This is a genomic window from Bacillus sp. FJAT-29790, from assembly GCF_019039215.1.
Taxonomy (GTDB): domain Bacteria; phylum Bacillota; class Bacilli; order Bacillales; family Cytobacillaceae; genus Cytobacillus.
In genome coordinates this window covers 3,086,357-3,104,173 of sequence record NZ_JAHNZZ010000001.1, presented here as the reverse complement: position 1 = coordinate 3,104,173, position 17,817 = coordinate 3,086,357, and the positions used below count along the sequence as shown (strand labels likewise).

General features: G+C 38.3%; 18 protein-coding genes and 1 other annotated feature. Of the genes, 14 read left to right on the top strand and 4 right to left on the bottom strand.

All coding sequences use genetic code 11. From position 1 onward, the window contains the following. The first annotated feature begins 9 nt into the window (after positions 1–9). On the top strand, positions 10–978 hold the full coding sequence (gene speB / locus BGM26_RS14730) for an agmatinase (RefSeq protein WP_217040503.1): 969 nt from the start codon (positions 10–12) through the stop codon (positions 976–978). Positions 979–1,657: 679 nt separating this feature from the next. Here speB and BGM26_RS21725 read toward each other — a convergent pair. Both BGM26_RS21725 and BGM26_RS14725 read right to left on the bottom strand, forming a co-directional pair. Then, complete coding sequence (locus tag BGM26_RS21725) at positions 1,658–1,780, bottom strand: hypothetical protein (RefSeq protein WP_302053236.1); 123 nt, start codon at positions 1,778–1,780, stop codon at positions 1,658–1,660. A gap of 768 nt (positions 1,781–2,548) precedes the next feature. Then, positions 2,549–2,761, bottom strand: coding sequence for a hypothetical protein (locus BGM26_RS14725; RefSeq protein ID WP_254119301.1), 213 nt, complete (start codon positions 2,759–2,761; stop codon positions 2,549–2,551). 302 nt (positions 2,762–3,063) lie between these two features. Here BGM26_RS14725 and BGM26_RS14720 point away from each other — a divergent pair, with 302 nt between their 5' ends. The 11 genes from BGM26_RS14720 (at position 3,064) to BGM26_RS14670 (ending at position 14,875) form a co-directional block, all read left to right on the top strand. After that, the gene (locus BGM26_RS14720; protein WP_217040502.1) at positions 3,064–3,579 is read left to right on the top strand and encodes an RNA polymerase sigma factor SigV; all 516 of its coding nucleotides are present in this window, start codon (positions 3,064–3,066) and stop codon (positions 3,577–3,579) included. 1 nt (position 3,580) lies between these two features. Then, positions 3,581–4,465, top strand: a complete 885-nt coding sequence (rsiV, locus tag BGM26_RS14715; protein WP_217040501.1) for an anti-sigma-V factor RsiV — start codon at positions 3,581–3,583, stop codon at positions 4,463–4,465. A 321-nt stretch (positions 4,466–4,786) separates the two neighbouring features. Beyond that, positions 4,787–5,058 (top strand) — a binding site (T-box leader). A gap of 64 nt (positions 5,059–5,122) precedes the next feature. Then, a complete protein-coding gene (locus BGM26_RS14710) occupies positions 5,123–5,977 on the top strand; it encodes an SAM hydrolase/SAM-dependent halogenase family protein (RefSeq protein ID WP_217040500.1) in 855 nt (284 codons plus the stop codon). 369 nt (positions 5,978–6,346) lie between these two features. Next, on the top strand, positions 6,347–7,726 hold the full coding sequence (locus tag BGM26_RS14705) for a sigma-54 interaction domain-containing protein (protein ID WP_254119299.1): 1,380 nt from the start codon (positions 6,347–6,349) through the stop codon (positions 7,724–7,726). 70 nt (positions 7,727–7,796) lie between these two features. Then, positions 7,797–8,789 carry an ABC transporter substrate-binding protein gene (locus BGM26_RS14700; protein WP_217040499.1) on the top strand — a complete coding sequence of 331 codons (993 nt, stop codon included), beginning with the start codon at positions 7,797–7,799 and terminating at the stop codon, positions 8,787–8,789. A 167-nt stretch (positions 8,790–8,956) separates the two neighbouring features. Further along, positions 8,957–9,754: an ABC transporter permease gene (locus BGM26_RS14695; RefSeq protein WP_217040498.1), complete on the top strand. Its 798-nt coding sequence runs from the start codon at positions 8,957–8,959 to the stop codon at positions 9,752–9,754. Then, on the top strand, positions 9,744–10,610 hold the full coding sequence (locus BGM26_RS14690; RefSeq protein WP_483297785.1) for an ABC transporter ATP-binding protein: 867 nt from the start codon (positions 9,744–9,746) through the stop codon (positions 10,608–10,610). Before BGM26_RS14695 ends, BGM26_RS14690 begins: the two co-directional genes overlap by 11 nt. A 240-nt stretch (positions 10,611–10,850) precedes the next feature. Next, a complete protein-coding gene (locus BGM26_RS14685) occupies positions 10,851–12,170 on the top strand; it encodes an aspartate aminotransferase family protein (RefSeq protein ID WP_217040497.1) in 1,320 nt (439 codons plus the stop codon). Positions 12,171–12,427: 257 nt separating this feature from the next. Beyond that, positions 12,428–12,871: a YbaK family protein gene (locus tag BGM26_RS14680; protein ID WP_217040496.1), complete on the top strand. Its 444-nt coding sequence runs from the start codon at positions 12,428–12,430 to the stop codon at positions 12,869–12,871. A gap of 70 nt (positions 12,872–12,941) precedes the next feature. Continuing rightward, positions 12,942–13,664, top strand: a complete 723-nt coding sequence (gene cwlD / locus BGM26_RS14675; protein ID WP_217040495.1) for an N-acetylmuramoyl-L-alanine amidase CwlD — start codon at positions 12,942–12,944, stop codon at positions 13,662–13,664. A 152-nt stretch (positions 13,665–13,816) separates the two neighbouring features. After that, a complete protein-coding gene (locus tag BGM26_RS14670) occupies positions 13,817–14,875 on the top strand; it encodes a P-loop NTPase (RefSeq protein ID WP_217040494.1) in 1,059 nt (352 codons plus the stop codon). A 117-nt stretch (positions 14,876–14,992) separates the two neighbouring features. Here BGM26_RS14670 and gerD read toward each other — a convergent pair whose 3' ends face one another. After that, complete coding sequence (gene gerD, locus BGM26_RS14665; protein WP_217040493.1) at positions 14,993–15,625, bottom strand: spore germination lipoprotein GerD; 633 nt, start codon at positions 15,623–15,625, stop codon at positions 14,993–14,995. A gap of 150 nt (positions 15,626–15,775) precedes the next feature. Here gerD and BGM26_RS14660 point away from each other — a divergent pair, with 150 nt between their 5' ends. Next, entirely contained in the window at positions 15,776–16,417 is a 642-nt protein-coding gene (locus BGM26_RS14660; protein ID WP_217040492.1) for a KinB-signaling pathway activation protein, read from the top strand. Positions 16,418–16,456: 39 nt separating this feature from the next. On the opposite strand, the gene pdaB is transcribed toward BGM26_RS14660, so the two are convergent. Next, the gene (gene pdaB, locus BGM26_RS14655) at positions 16,457–17,209 is read right to left on the bottom strand and encodes a polysaccharide deacetylase family sporulation protein PdaB (protein WP_217040491.1); all 753 of its coding nucleotides are present in this window, start codon (positions 17,207–17,209) and stop codon (positions 16,457–16,459) included. A gap of 142 nt (positions 17,210–17,351) precedes the next feature. On the opposite strand from pdaB, the gene BGM26_RS14650 reads away from it, so the two are divergent. After that, a complete protein-coding gene (locus BGM26_RS14650) occupies positions 17,352–17,582 on the top strand; it encodes a hypothetical protein (protein ID WP_217040490.1) in 231 nt (76 codons plus the stop codon). Positions 17,583–17,817: the final 235 nt, after the last annotated feature.

Sequence of the window (17,817 nt, the reverse complement as noted above, 5' to 3'; positions counted from 1 at the left end):
GGTATTTTAATGGTCAGCAAAGACGAAAAGCAATTTTTAAATTTGCCTTTTACCGGGATTTGTACGTTTGGGAAATATCCAATATGTGATGATTTGGAGAAATTGGACGCAGATGTAGCTGTAATAGGTGTTCCGAATGATATGGGTACACAGTGGAAATCGGGTGCTCGAATGGGACCAAGGGGAATTCGCGAAGGCTCGACTCTTTATAGTTTTGGCTTGGACGGTGCTTATGATATTGAGAATGATATCATGTATCTTGGGCCAAAGTGGAAGATTGTTGACTGCGGTGATGTTGATATGGTTCATGGTGATTTGATGCAATGTCATGAAAATACGGAAGAAGCCATTCGAAAGATTGTATCAAAAGGTGCCATGCCAGTTGTGTTAGGAGGGGATCACTCCATTACAGCCGCGGTTGGGAAAGGCTTAGAGGAATTAGGGCCGTTTCATGTCATTCAAATTGATGCTCACTTGGACTGGGCAGACCACCGCTCTGGAATGCGATATGGACATGGTAACTGCATCCGACGTTTATCTGAATTAGATCATGTGCAGAAAATATTTCAATTTGGTATTCGCGGTATCAGTAGTAGTAAAAAAGAAGATGTAGATGCAGCTAGGGAATACGGTAGTGTAATCCTATCGCCACGTCACATACGAAAAATGGGTATAGATCAAGTGATTGAGCAAATTCCTGCTGGAGAAAAATATTATGTTACCATTGATATTGATGGAATCGATCCTTCCATAGCTCCAGGTACAGGTACACCCTCACCAGGCGGTTTTATTTATGATGAAGTGAATGAGTTGCTTGAAGGAATTGCAAAAAGAGGCAGCGTCATTGGATTTGATATTGTTGAAGTCGCTCCTCCTTATGACCCGACAGGAATGACGGGTCAAGTTGCAGCTCGCATTTCTCTCGACTTGCTCAGTTATGTTTTAAAAAAAAGAGAGAAAATAGAAGAAGCAGTTTAATAAATACTAGTTTAAAAGGCTGTCTGAAAAATCTTTTAGATATTTTACCTTTAGCCAATTTATTTTATCAGATAAATTGAACTTAGGAATTTCACTAATAAGCGCTTTGGCGCTTGGGGATGCCCCGCAAGAAGTAAGAGTAGCTAGATTAAAAAGGCGCTCGTCGTGCACCTCAGTTCTCAAAACGTTAATCGTATTAAAAATATTGATATATCAACGTATACAGGCTATCTCATTTATGATGGGATAGCCTGTTTCCGTTTGTGGAAAAGTTAGTGAATGTAATTATTTTACGGAAGCAAGTTTCTCGTGCAAAAATACCGTGGATTAGGGCGGATGGTTCGCTGTCATTTGGTGAAGGGCTGATGGAGAGGCGGGGATAAGGGAATCTTGGAGTATTTTTTAGTAGGAAAGCGGCTCGAATGGTATTCATGAAAGGTTTATAAAACGCGTTTTAATAAGAAAGTACCCCGAACGGTAGTCATGATGGCTAATAGCCTGCGTTTTGGGATACCCGCATGAAAAATCCTCACCATTAAGAGTTCATAGAACGTTTCAATTATTGTCTATGTAATTGCAATGAAGACGAAAAAGAACATCGCTTCAGTTCGGTTTACAGTTTGATCGTATATAGATAAAAGAAAATTAGGTCACAGGCGTAAATGTATGCTCCTGCAACCTAATTTTCTTTTATTTGAAGTTCTTGTAAAAGGTGTGTTTCTAAGAAGTAAACAACAAAAGTAGCAAGGAAGAAATCAACGTTAGAAGGAAGATTGATTTCTTCTTTCAATGGAAGATTCATTTCTTTCTCCCTATACCCCATTGACCAGTATAATACGTGCGCGACATTTGTCCGTCCGAGTTGGGATTATAATTCGTTCGAGATCGATCATCGGCTATCTTTCTTCGAAATTCTTTCTCTTCTAAAGATTTACGATACCTTAATTTTTCAGATTCAAGGCGGTCTCGAAGCGAGATTAATAATGATTCGATATTCACAATTTGTCTTTTTTTGCAAGGCCCTTAAGTTCACCGACCTTTCCCAAAAGTTTTTCAAATTGTATATCTGTAGCGATTACACAAGCTCCTTCATTAACAAATAGCTCTAACTCCATTGGTCTTGGTTAGTATTATTACCATTTGTTTATACATTATATTTATAATACTTTTCATACGGGAAATCATGAAGAGAAAAAACAATAATAGATAATATTTAAATTGAATTAGTGTGTCTTCCATAATCGGGGCGCTGATTGAACAACATATATAGAAAAAGATCAAACTTTATTTCAAAGCAACAAAAAGGCATGAACATATTTGATATGTCAAATATGTTCATGCCTTTTATTTAAATATCCTTGACCCACATTATCTAAAGATAACACCTTGGTCCGCATTGTTAAGAGGCGTGGTGGGTTCTATCATATTTAACATAGCATCCATAACAATCATTATCAAGAGGTCAACACAATAGGCTTAAAAACTGCTATTAAATAAAAAGTAAAGCACCTCATAAAAGAGAAGATGATCTTTTGTAATGTGTTTTATATTCCTTTGATTAATTCCTTTGTTATTTTGCAGATACGTTTTGATTATGGTCACTTTCTACCGCTGCTTTCAATGGCATTTCTTCTTTCCGCCAGAGAGCTTTATCTGGACTTTTCAATATTTCATCGATTTCGCTTGGATCTTCTACAGTTGGTGCAGACCCACGTAACGATCTCCCAGCTGTTTTTTTAACAAAAACGCCAACTATTACAAGTCCGATTATATAAGTAGCCATCAAGTAATATGCAGGGATCATGCTGTTCTTCGTAATACTAACCAGAAGGAAACTTTCTTCGTTTTATCTACTAATGTGTTCATGTTAGCGTTCCTTTCGGGGAACGCTTCTTTTATGGGGAAAAGTATATGAAGGACAATGTCGGTTCTTTTAATCGGAAAAATGTCCATCATGGTGGTAATGATGGACACTTCCCGTTTGGAAACATAAGAATGTCACTTATAAGGGTAAAACTTTTTGTAATAGATAAAACGTCTTATTAGTGTATACAAATTAAATGCAATAAAGGAGCCTTTTTGCGAATGGGTAAGAAAAGCAGATTCATTGATGATGATGTATTTACTGAATTTATAAGAGAAAACAAAGAGAATGTTTACCGACTGGCCTATAGCTATGTGAAAAATCCAGAGGATGCTTTAGATATTGTACAAGACTCCATTCACAAAGCGATCCGTTCCAGTCATTCCCTTCAAGATTTAAGCATGCTTAAAAGCTGGTTTTACAGAATCGTTGTGAATACTTCTCTAGATTTCCTTAGGAAACATAAGAGAGTCAGTATTGTCGATGCTGAAACGATAGAGATGATGTGTTCAGGAAAAGAAGACCATTATGAAATTTTTGATTTAGAAATGGCAGTGGATCAATTGGCGCCAGAATATAAGAGCATTATTATTTTACGATATTTTGAAGATTTGAAGCTCGATGAAGTAGCGGCTGTATTGAATGAAAATGTCAATACGATTAAAACGCGATTGTATAAAGCTTTGAAATTATTACGTATTGAAATGAATGATGAAAAGATCAAAGGAGCTAAATAGTATGGATAAAAAATTGGAACAACTTAAAACGCAATATAAAAATATTTCAATTCCTGATGAACTCAATTTCGTCGTGGAGAAAGCATTAAAGAAGGGAAGGAAAAGGAAAACTCATTATAAATGGATCTCTGTAGCAGCTGCAGCTTCCATGCTTTTTGTTGGAAGCATTAATATGAGTCCAGCAATGGCTAGCTCCTTAGCAGAAGTTCCGGTTGTTGGAAATATTGTCAAAGTCCTGACTTTTACAGAGTTTAAACTTGATAAAGATAACTATCAGGCAGATATTAAAGTGCCAGTAGTAACAGATTTGGAAAATAGAGATTTAGCGCAAAGTCTCAATAAAAAATATACAAAAGAAGGAAAACAACTATACGAGCAGTTCGTGGCTGATACTGAGGATCTAGAGAAAAATGGCGGCGGGCATCTTGGTGTTAACAGCGGTTATGAAGTCAAAACCGATAACGATCGGATTTTATCTATTGGTAGATATACTGTAGAAACGGTTGGTTCATCCTCGACTGTCATGAAATATGACACAATTGACAAGAAAAATCAAATATTGTTAAGCTTGCCTATGCTATTTAAAGATGAGCGTTATGTGCCTATCATTAGTCAGAACATTAAAGAACAAATGAGAGAGCAAATGAAGGATACTGATTCTGGTAAAGTATATTGGGTTACGGAAGCCGGACTCGAGGATGAAGACCTTGTGGAAACATTTGAAGCAATTAAGAAGGATCAAAATTTCTATATTAATAATAATGGAAAATTAGTTATCTCCTTTAACAAATATGAGGTTGCCCCAGGTTATATGGGAGTTGTTGAATTTGTCATCCCAACAAAAGTTATTTCTGACGATCTAGTTAGCCATGAATATATTAAGTAGGTTTTACAGAGAAGAGTGTACTCTTCTAAAGATTGTCGAGAAAGTCATTTTTTCTCGGTCATTTCTTTTGTTACAGCAAATTCACTATTCCCTCCTCTTTACTCTGCTTTGGATGAATATTCTTCATGTGTAGAGGGTATATTAATGTAATGGCGGTAAGTAAAAAAATCTTTATAACGATTGAACATGATTAGTTCGTTAAGTACCATTTATCAATGGCATGTTTGGGGTAATGTAGTTGCTTGATCAAAAAAATTACAAAGACTTGTGTTTTTGGGTAATTGTTGTATAATTCAGTTTAATAAAAAACTAAATCAATCTTAAATGACGTTGATGAGAAAAAGTAGGATCACTTATTTTACACAGAGAGCTTCGGTAGCTGAAAAGAAGCAAAAATAATAATCTGAACAATGGCCTCGGAGTCTCATGCTGAACATTTTTTCGAAAATTAGTAGGACACGACGAGAGTTGGTACTCGTTATCAAAACCACAGTATACTGAGATGTTTTTTTCTACTGTACTTGCAGAGGCCGTATAGCGTAAGCAAACGGTGAAATAAGGTGGTACCACGTGAATTCAACCACGTCCTTATCTTAATTGATAAGGGCGTGGTTTTTTTATGTTCTAATGGAAATTTTATATTTGGGAGGGATTATGATGGCTAAAAGAAATGTAGTTTTACAGACGGATTTTGGTACAAGTGATGGAGCGGTAAGTGCAATGTATGGGGTGGCAATTTCGGTAAATCCTTCTTTAAGAATTTTTGACCTTACCCATGATATCCCTCAGTATAATATTTGGGAGGCGTCCTATCGGTTATACCAGACGATTTCGTATTGGCCTGAAGAAACAGTGTTTGTTTCAGTTGTTGATCCTGGAGTAGGGACGGACCGACGTAGCGTTGTTATCAAAACAGCTGAAAATCAATATATTGTGACGCCTGATAATGGAACTCTTACCCATATTAAAGCGGAGATCGGTGTGACCGAAGCAAGAATGATTGATGAAACGGTTAATCGTTTGCCACAATCGGGTGAATCTTATACATTCCATGGGCGTGACGTGTACGCCTATACAGCAGCAAGACTTGCTTCAGGAATTATTACCTTTGAAGAAATAGGGCCGGAAATATCTGTAGAATCGCTGATTCAGCTAACAAAATTCGAGGCAGCGTTGAAGGACGGGGTAGTTACAGGGAATATTGATATTCTCGATATACGTTTCGGGAATCTTTGGACGAATATCGATCGAACGCTTTTCAAGCAATTGGATGTCCAACACGGTGATTCATTTGAAGTAACGCTCCAAAATGATGTCCGCCAAGTGTATAAAAATATCATGACGTATGGCAGGTCATTCGCAGATAGTCACTTGGGAGAGCCGTTACTTTTCGTCAATTCACTCGACAAGCTCGGGGTAGCAATCAATCAAGGTTCATTCGCCCAAGCGTATCATATCGAAACAGGCTCCAAGTGGAAAATTTCCATACGCAAGGTGCCGAAAATCGGCTAAAATCGATAAAGTCCTTTAATACCTTCTTTTATTTAGAAAGACATATAAGGAGAAGCAAGTTTCTATTCTATTAATTTTATCACTAATAATCACATTTCATGATGGAAATCGGTTTTATATATGAAAACTCGCCAAGCGGCGAGTTTTTTGCTTTTAGTTGTAGGATTTAGAAGAAATAGATTTAACACTTATTTTAGTTCCGTACCGCAGTTCTTGCCTAAAGATTATTTAAAAATAAATAAATTATTCAAAATTGTATAAAATCATCTTGTTATTTGATATAACTGAGTTATGGGAGAATTCCGTCAACTGATTATTCATTATTAAATAATTAATTAGAGAAAAGCGAAATAGAAGGGAGGACTATTTTTGATTGATAAAAAAAAAGATTGGAATGAAAATGAAGCGATTCTTCACTCATTGCAAGATGATATTTTAGTAACGAATACAGACGGAATTATTTTGAAAGTCAGTGAAGCAACAGAAGCGATTTATAATATGAAGTCAAAGGAAATGGTTGGTCGTTCCGTTTATGATCTTGAAAAAGAAGGTGTTTTTACACCTATTTTGACACCGATGGTTATTAAGGAAAAAAAGAAGATTACTTTCGTGCAAACAACGATGGATGGGAAAAAGTTACTTGTTACTGGTATTCCAGTTTTCAATCCGGAAAATCAGCTCGTCCGGATTGTGAGTTATTCCCATGATGTGACTGAGTTACTTAACATGAAAAAATACTTAAAGGACATGGAAGGCGAAATGGAGAGAGTGAAGAGTGAGCTTGAAATGCTTAGAAATCTTCACTTTTATAAGGATGGCATGATCGCAACTTGTGACGAAATGAAAAAGGTCCTTCACCTCGCATTACAGGTGGCTGAAATTGATGTAAATGTGTTACTGCTTGGCGAATCAGGAGTGGGAAAATCACATATCGCTAAATTTATTCATAACAAAAGTCCTAGAAAAGGCGGTCCTTTTATTGAGGTGAATTGTGGAGCGATTCCGGAGACGCTTTTCGAGGCAGAGTTTTTTGGGTATGAATCAGGTTCTTTTACAGGTGCAAATGTGAAAGGCAAGGTAGGTTTAGCGGAGCTTGCTGAAGGTGGAACATTATTTTTAGATGAGATCGGCGAGCTGTCATTAGCCAATCAAGTAAAGATATTGAAGTTTATTCAAGAGAAGCAGTTTTACCGGGTTGGCGGAACGAAACTGCGAACCGCTGATTTTCGAATGATAGCTGCAACTAACCGAAATTTAGAAGAAGCTGTTGAAGAAGGAACGTTTAGGAAGGATCTCTTCTTTCGTTTAAATGTTGTACCCATCACAATACCGCCATTAAGGAAACGTACAACTGATATTATTCCGTTAATTGATTACTTTCTTAAGTATTTCTCAGAAAAATATAACCGTCAGCGCAGCCTTGATGAAGGGGTTATCCATTTGTTGCTAACGCAAGAATGGAGGGGCAATGTACGGGAGTTAATCAATTTAATTGAAAGGCTTGTTGTTACTTCATCTAAACATCTGATTGAAATGGAAAATTTGCCTGATCGTTATCGGAAGTCTTCCTATGACGTATCATCTGTTGACGATGGAAATCGGTCACTGTCGGACATTCTTGAAGGCGTAGAAAAGCAGGTACTTATTCAAGCAAGAAAGCGATACAAAACAACGACTCAAATGGCTAAAGCGTTAGGGATTAGTCAGCCTTCTATAGTTAGAAAAATCAAGAAATATAAAATAGAATAAACATTGGCATAAAAATTGCAAGGTAATTAAGTTACAAAAAGAAAACAGTTTAAAAAAGGGGGAAGTTAGGATGAAAAAATGGTTGACGATTGTATGTTCGTTTATGCTGCTGATCGCGTTGGTGGCATGTGGAAAAGAGGAAGTGTCTAAGGAAACCGTGGATGGAAAGCCAACGACGCCGTTAAAAGTAACGCTTCCAACATGGACGGGGTATGGACCGCTATTTTTAGCGAAAGAAAAGGGCTTTTTTGAAAAAAATGGCGTAAATGTTGAGCTTTCGATTATTGAAGGATTGGGCGAGCGTAAACAAGCGTTGGCAGGTGGAAAAATTGATGGCATGGCAACAGCATTGGACGTGCAAGTAACATTAGCGGCGTCTGATATTCCGGTGCAAGTTGTGTGGTTATTGGATGATTCTTATGGCGGGGATGGGATTCTCGTCAAAAATGATATCAATGATGTAAAAGACTTAAAAGGCAAACAGGTCGCATTTGAGGTTGGTTCAACAAGCCATATGCTTGCATTAACAGCGTTGCAACAAGCGGGATTAACCGAAAAAGATGTGGAAGTCGTCCAAATGTCAGCGGGTGATGCAGGTGCAGCATTTGCAGCTGGCAAAGTCGATGCTGCGGTGACATGGGAACCTTGGTTAACAAAAGGCGCAGAAGCGAACGGCAAGGTATTGTTAACGACAAAAGATCTCCCAGGTATTATCGTCGATACGATCAGCTTTAAGGAAGACGTCATTAAAAACCGCCCTGAAGATGTGAAAGCATTTGTGAAAGCGATGGGTGAAGCGATGGATTATTGGAAAGAGAATAAAACAGAAGCGAATGAAATTATGGCAAAGGGCCTAAATATTGATGTAGCGGAATTTGAAGCTACGGAAACAGGCTTGAAATTCATGACAAAAGAGGATAACGATAAATTATTCGGTTCAGATAGTGCCAAAGGGGCAATTTATCAATCAACGGAAAATGCCATTAAGTTCTACTTAGAGCAAAAATTGATTGATAAAGAACCAAAAGCCGAAGATGTAATTAATTCAAGCTTTTTGAACTAAATAAAAAGCTTAGCCGCAATTCGAAAAAGTAACTTTATCGAGCGCTTTTCAGTTCCTATCGAGCACTTTCTCGAATTTATCAAGCACTTACCTGACTCAAAAGGCCTATCCTTTATGCCTCCTGAGTCAGGAACTTTCCGAATTGGTACATAGATGGAGGGGTTTTAATGGGGAAAAAGTGGTTTACTCCTAAAAAAGAAATACCAAAAGCGATATATACATCGGTAGGATTTCTTACTTTTATTATTGTTTTTGGGGTTTGGTCAGTATTGAGCTACGGCGGGGTTGTAAATCCTTTATTTTTGCCTACTCCAACGACAGTGTTAGCTACAGCCACCAAATTATTTATAAGCGGCGAGATCCTTTCTGATATCGGGATTAGTTTTTCAAGGGTTCTTGCGGGCTTTCTTTTAGCTGCAGTAATTGGGATACCTTTAGGGATTTTTATGGGATCACTGCGAATTATTGAAGGGGCCTTTGAGCCTATTATAGGATTTATTCGTTATATGCCGGCTTCAGCATTTATACCATTATTAATATTATGGATTGGTCTTGGTGAGACAGAAAAAATGTCCGTAATTTTCTTAGGGACGTTTTTTCAGCTTACGCTTATGGTAATGGATGTGACCAAAAATGTGCAAAACGATTTAGTTGATGTTTCTTATACATTAGGAGCTAAGAAAGCCCAAATTTTTGCAAAAGTGATTCTTCCGGCTTCTTTACCGGGAATTGTCGACACACTTCGGATTACATTCGGATGGGCCTGGACTTATTTGGTGGTGGCGGAAATTGTCGGAGCATCCAGTGGTTTAGGTTATATGATCATGCAAGCTTCACGTTTCCTGAAGCCAGATAAAATTATCGTGGGAATTCTAATTATCGGTTTGCTAGGGCTTATTACAGATATTCTGTTTAAAGCGATTTACCGAGCTTCGTTTTCTTGGATGAGAAAGGATGGTTTTTAAGATGGGAACACCAAAGTTAGAAATCAATGAAGCGGGGAAATTCGATACGCAAAGCGGAGAGAAGAATGTTTCGAAGGTGAGAACGCCTAAGTTGGAAATTAAGGATGTAGGGAAGATATTCAAAACGAAAAGCGGCGAAACGACGGCATTAGAAAGAACCTCCTTTAATATTGAAGATGGAGAGTTTGTGACTATTTTAGGGCCTTCGGGATGCGGCAAATCAACCGTCTTGCGCATTGTAGCAGGTTTAGAAGAATCAACCTCAGGTCATGTTCTCCTTGATGGGAAAGAAATAGGCGGTCCAGGACCTGACCGAGGCATGGTCTTTCAATCGTATACCTTATATCCATGGCTAACCGTGAAAGAAAATATAACATTTGGTTTAAAGTTAAAGGGTGTTCCGCAAAAAGAGCGAGATGATGTGGCAAGGCATTACCTTCAATTAATTGGTTTAGAAGGATTTGAAAAGCATTACCCGATTCAGTTATCAGGCGGCATGAAACAACGTGTAGCCATTGCGCGCGCTTTAGCTAACGATCCGAAAATTTTATTAATGGATGAACCTTTTGGCGCGCTGGATGCCCAAACAAGAAACATTATGCAAGAAGTGTTGCTTAAAGCATGGGAAGAGTCCAAAAAGACGATTTTATTTATTACCCATGATGTCGAGGAATCAATCTTTTTAGCAGACTCGGTTTATGTGATGACTGCAAGACCGGGGCGATTAAAGAAAAAGGTTCCGATTACACTTGAACGACCAAGGGAATTCAGTGTAAAAGGGACAACGGAGTTTGGCAAATATAAAGAGGAATTATTGACGCTCATTCGGGAAGAAAGTTTAAAGTCGATTAAATAAGGAATGTCATTTAATTTTGAAATTATACGAAAGCATAACTTTTTTCGAGTTAGATAACTGTCTAGCTCCAGCGCCCAGCGGCTAGTAGACTTCGCACTTCTCCCTATGATAAGTCAACATCGGTTCGCTCCACTCACCGTGTTTCCTTTATCTCAGTCGAAGTGCTCCAGTCTATACGACGCTGAACGGGCTCTTGCGCTTTTCTGAGGGGATTGCAATACGATTATGGAGGTCAATTGAATGGAAAACAAATGGGATCATCTCCTGAAAAATATGCCAAACCGATTAGCGCCTAGTATGGCCAAAGATCATCCGAACTTACCGGTTGTGAAAGAAGAAGGCTGCTATTACTTTGGAGTAGATGGAAAGAAATATCTTGATTTCACGTCTGGTATTGCTGTAACAAATGTTGGACACCGTCACCCGAAAGTGGTTCAAGCGATCAAAGATGCAGCGGATGGTTTGATGCATGGTCCTTCTGGCGTCATTATGTATGAATCCATTTTACAATTGGCAGATGAACTGGCCGATATTTTACCTGGTGACCTTGATTGCTTTTTCTTTGCGAATAGTGGAACTGAGGCCATTGAAGGGGCAATTAAGCTCGCTAAGTATGTAACGAAGCGTCCTTATGTGATTTCATTCACGGGTTGTTTCCATGGTCGTTCATTAGGCGCATTAAGTGTAACAACATCAAAAAGTAAATACCGCAAATTTATGCAGCCATCAGGTCTCACCTATCAAGTACCTTATGCAAATGTGAAAGAATGCCCTCCTGGTTCTGATCATGAGGAATACGTAATCAATAAATTAGAAAAGGATTTCGCCACTTTATTTAGTCATCAAGTGACACCTGAAGAAGTCGCTTGTGTTATTTTAGAGCCTGTCCTTGGGGAGGGCGGGTATATTGTTCCGCCAAAAGGCTGGCTGAAAAAGGTTCGTGAAATCTGTGATCGGCACAACATTTTACTCATTTTTGATGAAGTTCAAACGGGATTCGGTCGAACAGGCGAATGGTTTGCAGCACAAACATTTGATGTGACGCCAGACATTATGGCTATTGCCAAAGGAATTGCTTCTGGTCTCCCTCTCAGTGCGACCGTTGCGTCAAGTGAATTAATGAAGCAGTGGCCGCTTGGCAGTCATGGAACGACGTTCGGCGGCAATCCGATTGCTTGCTCTGTTGGATTAGCAGTATTAGAAGTGATTAAAGAGGAAAATCTGCTTGAAAATACTAGAAAAATGGGAAGCTATGCTGTCCAGCAGCTTGAGCACATAAAAGAACGACACGCTGTAATCGGTAGCATCCGCGCTGTTGGATTAATGATTGGAATTGAAATCATTCATCCAAAAACAGGGGAACCAAATGGAGAGGGATTGTTAAAAATCCTTGATCTAGCGCTTGAAAAAGGGGTATTATTCTATCTTTGCGGAAATCATAGTGAAGTAATCAGAATGATTCCACCGCTAATTGTCACAAAGGAGCAAATTGACGAGGGATTACAAAAACTAGACGAAGCATTAACGGAATATGAAGCAACATTGATGAATCTTAAATAACTTTAGACACGAAAGCGAAAGGGACTGACTTCAATAAGGGTCAGTCTTTTTAATTTAGGCTATGTTAAAGCTTAATGTTGATAAATGCACTTGTTGATTGTAGCGGAAAGCGAGTGCCTGCAGCGAAAATCAACAGCTACATTTAACACAGCCTTAATTTTAATAGCGGCATAATAAAAATTGGCAGCAGAAAGGTATTTGCATTTTGTATTTCTCCCTTACAAAGGATAAAGACTATCTGCAAGAGGTGAATAGAAGTGAATGTGATAACAACATTTACAGAGAAGAAAAGAGAAAAGCAGATCAAATATGAAAAATCCGTCTTACGGGAAATTTCGATCAAGGCACTTAAAGAAAAAATACAACAGTATTTTGGTTCTTCAAGGTTTGTATCGGGGCTAATGATGAATAGAGGGATTGAGGAAGCTTGCTATGATGTAGCGATCGAAGCTTATTTATTGGGAGCGAACTTCAGTCATTTCGGCATATACGGTGAGACGATTGATAACGTTAAAAATCGCTGCAGGAAGGAAGAGCAGCATTTAATTGATACGTTATATCATTTTTTATTGTACTGGGGGCATGGTGAAGAGGGTGTGATGGGTGAATCTCTCTATTATTTATGCGAGCAGTATGTGTGTAGCTGGTGGATGGACGGTTATCAGAAAGGAGAAAGAAGACATAAGCTAAGACTCCACTGATTTCGTGTTCTAGAACTCCTTCTTGTCCCATATATTTAATGTGAGGACGAGTGGGAGGATTGACTGCGATATGACAAAAATAATTAAAACAGGCGCATTTGGGATTGGACTTATCGTCCTGTTTTTAATTTTGCAATATGATTTTTCGGAGGATGATTCATGGGAGTCTTGGAACTTGCCCTTAACAGGTAAAATCATTTTGCTTGATCCGGGTCACGGGGGGCCGGATGGAGGAGCGGGCGATGAAGATGCGCTTGAGAAGGGGATTGCCCTTGATATTTCGTTAAAGGTTAGAGATTACCTACAGCAACAAGGCGCTCTGGTGATTATGACGAGGGTAGATGATCGTGACCTGGCTCCAGAAGGGACGAGGGGATATAGCAGGAGAAAGGCAGAGGATTTAAAAAAGAGACTGGAATTGATTAATACATCAGGTGCGGAGTTTTATGTAAGCATTCATTTAAATTCGATTCCATCCTCAAGGTGGAGTGGGGCACAAACATTTTATTCGCCTAAAATACCGGAAAATGCCAAGGCTGCAAAGTTTATTCAAGATGAACTCCGCAGAAATTTAGAAAACACCAATCGAAATTCGAAAGAAATTAACAGTGTATATATACTAAAAAACGCCAAGAAACCAGGTGTATTGGTTGAAGTTGGGTTTTTATCAAATCCAGCTGAAAGAGCTAACTTAAAGAACGAGAAATACCAGGATAAAGTTGCCGCCTCTATTTACAATGGAATCATGCGTCATTATTCGAATGAAAAAGAATTAACTGAAGTGTGGGAATAAAAAGGTGCCAAATGGCATCTTTCTTCACGCTGTAATTTTACTCGGATCTCTAGGATTGGTTTAATTTAACTGAGGTGTGATAGAATTAACAGTAGCATCGAATGAGTATGTTATACTTTAATGGAAACGAATTCAATAAGGCGGGTGCTATTATGTTAACTGAACAGAACATTAGAGATGTTTTAGGTGGACTGCAGGAGCCATTTTTACATAAAGCGTTAGGCGAGCTTGGTGCAATTGAAGAAGTTAAGATTAAAGAAGAAAAAAATCATGTCAGTGTGAAAATACAGATAGCGAAAACGGGGACTGCAGAGCAGCTTCAACTCCAAACCCAAATTGTTAATCTTTTGAAAGAAGCGGGAGCAGCTACAGTTGGCATACGTTTCAGTGAGCTGCCTGAGGCTGTTTTATCACAATACAGAGCATCGGTAACAGAGGAAGATAAGGGATTGCTATCCCCTGACAGCAAGACGACGTTCATTGCTATTGCGAGCGGAAAGGGCGGGGTCGGTAAATCGACTGTTTCCGTTAACCTTGCTGTGTCCTTAGCAAGATTAGGTAAGAAGGTCGGATTGATCGACGCAGATATATATGGATTTAGTGTTCCGGATATGATGGGGATTACAGAGCGCCCTGTTGTGAGGGGCGAAAGGATCATTCCTGTCGATCGTTTCGGCGTGAAAGTGATTTCGATGGGGTTCTTTGTTGAAGATAATTCACCGATTATTTGGAGAGGTCCAATGCTTGGGAAAATGCTAAATAGTTTCTTCAATGAAGTAGAGTGGGGAGAACTCGATTATTTACTGTTAGATTTGCCTCCTGGGACTGGGGATGTGGCATTGGATGTTCATACAATGCTCCCATCTTGTAAAGAAATCGTTGTAACGACTCCTCATCCAACTGCAGCTTTTGTTGCTGCTCGTGCTGGAGCGATGGCATTAAAGACGAACCATGAAATATTAGGTGTTATTGAAAACATGGCTTATTTCGAAAGTAAGCTTACCGGAGAGAAAGAATATGTTTTCGGGCAAGGCGGGGGAGAAAAGCTGGCTGATGAATTAAGAACGAAGGTTTTAGGCCAATTGCCATTAGCTCAGCCGGATTGGAATGAAGACGATTTTGCCCCTTCTGTTTATCAAGAAGATCATAAGTTAGGTAAAATATACCGAGATATAGCCGAAAAAGTGGTTAACTCTCTTGAAGGAAAGTAATCTGAAAAAACCTCTTCTCACTCGAGAAGAGGTTTTTTATTGAAATATTACCCTACTCGATTTAGATAAATTGTCCAACTCTTGTGTATATTGAGGGTCCAAGACGCTGCGTTTTTTTTATTTGGAACCTCCGCTTTGACCGCCGCCACCTTGTTGTCCACCTTTTCCGCCGCTACCGCCTTGTCCGCCCCCTTTTTCTCCGGCTTTAACTTCTTCCGCGGCTTTAAGAAGAATGTCTTGGATTTTGGCTTTAAAGATTGGGCTTTCAAACGTATCTGTTACAACGGTTTGTAAATGCTCCCGGTATTTTTTGCTTTTTAAAATCGTTGTCACTTCTTTTTCTAGTTCTGGATCCTTCAAGACCTCGATCATCATTCCGCGATATTCCGGATCCTTCATTAAATCCTTTAAAAGCTGTTCATTTTCCTTTTTCATACTTTTTGCAATGCTTTCAGCAAATTTAGGATCCTCAAATGACTTTTTCCAAAATTCAGTTCCCTTTTCAGAGGTTAATGTTTTTTCGATCGTGTCTGACACGATTGCTTGATCCATGACAAGTTTCTGCTTCATTTTATCATCTGACATGAGTTCTTGAATGGCCTTTTTTCCATCATCGGTTTTTAGGATATCAACAACCATTTTTTTAGTTTGATCATAATCCATTTGACCACTGCGTGCTTCCTTTGCACCGCAGCCAGTAATAAAAATGATCATCAAAAATGGCAGGAGCAAACGGTGTCTTTTAATCATATTGAAGCTCCTTTCAGTTATTACTCTTACTATTAGAATGAAGAAAATTAGCAAATATTATTCGCTTGAAATGGAATACCTAGATTTTTCAAAGGCAGGTTGGTACAATCATAAAGTGTATGAATTTTTTTGCTATGGAGGAAAAATAAATTGACTAGCCGTAATTGGGTAAAGTTATTTATGTCAACTCTTTTAGTTGGAGGATTAACGACTGGAGTTGTCGGTTTTATCGTTAGATGGAAAGAATATGAGTCCATGTTTATGGCCTTCGACGTGCCTGAGATTTTATCGGTGCTGTTTTGGCTAATGGGTGTCGGCTTAATTTTTAGTGTCCTTAGCCAAATGGGGTTCTTTGCGTATTTAACCGTTCACCGTTTCGGTTTGGGGATTTTTAAATCCCATTTATTATGGAATGCTGTTCAGGTAGTTCTTATTTTATTTGTCGTATTTGATTTAGTTTATCTTCGTTATAATGCATTTGCGGAAAAAGGGGACAGCTTGCTTCCGTATATCGGATTAGCGCTGATTGTCCTGATGGCAGGACTAGTAATTGCTGCGATTAAAGCTAAGTTGACCAATAAAGAGGCGTTTATTCCCGCTGTATTCTTTATGGTAGTTGTTACTGCACTTGAGTGGACACCGGCATTAAGAGTAAATGAAGAAAGCTGGGTGTACTTTATGCTCTTTCCATTATTAGTATGTAACGCCTACCAGCTGCTTATTCTTCATAAGCTTAATGAAAAATCTCAAATACAGAGACAAAAAATAGCAGCAAAAAAGCCGACCAAATAAAAGGACGGCTTTTTTGATTTTTATAATTAAATAGCGTTTTCACTTTATCTCACTTGTTTTTGTTTGAGCGTTTGTGATCATTTCTGAAACAGTGACTAGTTTTAAGCCTTTTCTTTGCATTTCTTTGATTATTTGCGGCAATGCCATAGCGGTTTGTTTAGCGGAATCGGAAGCATGAAATAAAATAATATCACCTTTTTTTGCCTTTGACACATTATTAATAATTGCTTCTACCCCCGGGTTGGTCCAGTCTTTCGAATCAATACTCCAATGGACGACTGAATATCCAAGTCTTTCCGCAATTTTTAATGTTTTTTGGTCAAAGTGTCCTGTAGGGGCCCGGACTAGTTTAATGTCCTTTACGTTTAACTTTTTAAATGCAATTTGTGCTTTCGCTAAATCCTGCCTAATTTTTGCCTCTTCAATTTCAGTATAATCTTCGTAATTATAGCCAAGCATGCCAATCTCATATCCCTCCTTTACCATTCGAGCGACAATTTCCGGATGGCGCTCTGCCCAAGACCCGGCAAGGAAAAAGGTAGCTGAGTTTACGTTCTCTTTTTTGAGAATATCAAGAATTGGCTCCGCTTTTTCATCCCCCCACCCAATGTTAAAGGTAAGGGCTAAGTCTTTCTCGCCCTTATAAATAGCCTTTGGCCCATCTTTTGTAGAGAATACCGGCAGATAGACAGTATTTCCGATATACAGAATCCAGGCTGCAAAAAAAGCAGCAATCAAAATCAAAGTAATTTGTTTTAATGATTTTCCATTTAGCACATAAAAGAAGTTCATTTTTCCCTTCACCTCGTCCAATACAATCCTTGTCTTCATCTTATGCAGAACTATTTTTGTAAATGAATGAAATATCATATTCATAAAAATAAATTAAATGGAAAATACTACAAAAAATAGATTGGTACAAAGGGGTTTTATGATGTTAGGGATCCTAATTAGTCAAAAAGAAGTGAAAGAAATGCAATACTTAATAAAAAGGGAAATGGATGAAATCTTATTTGACTTAAAAGATAAACGAATCGATTATATTGTCAAAAGGGCGATGGAAGAAAGGTATAAAATATTATTTTCTTTATTCAAGCGGGTCGCAGCGCCTAATGAATGTCTTAAGTACATGCGTAATAATCAAAGGAAAGAACAGAAAGGCTAATTACATTTGGAAAATATTAAATAAATTTCTAGAAATCTATTGACGAAGGATAAATATGCTGTTATATTAATAAACGTCGCTGCTGACGGGAAACAAAATAACTTTTTAAAAAAAGTTGTTGACGTCAAAGTCGATAAATGATATATTGTGAAAGTCGCCTTAAGCGATAAACTAAATTGCTCTTTGAAAACTGAACGAACAAAAACGTCAACGTTTAAAGTTTTATTTTTGAGCT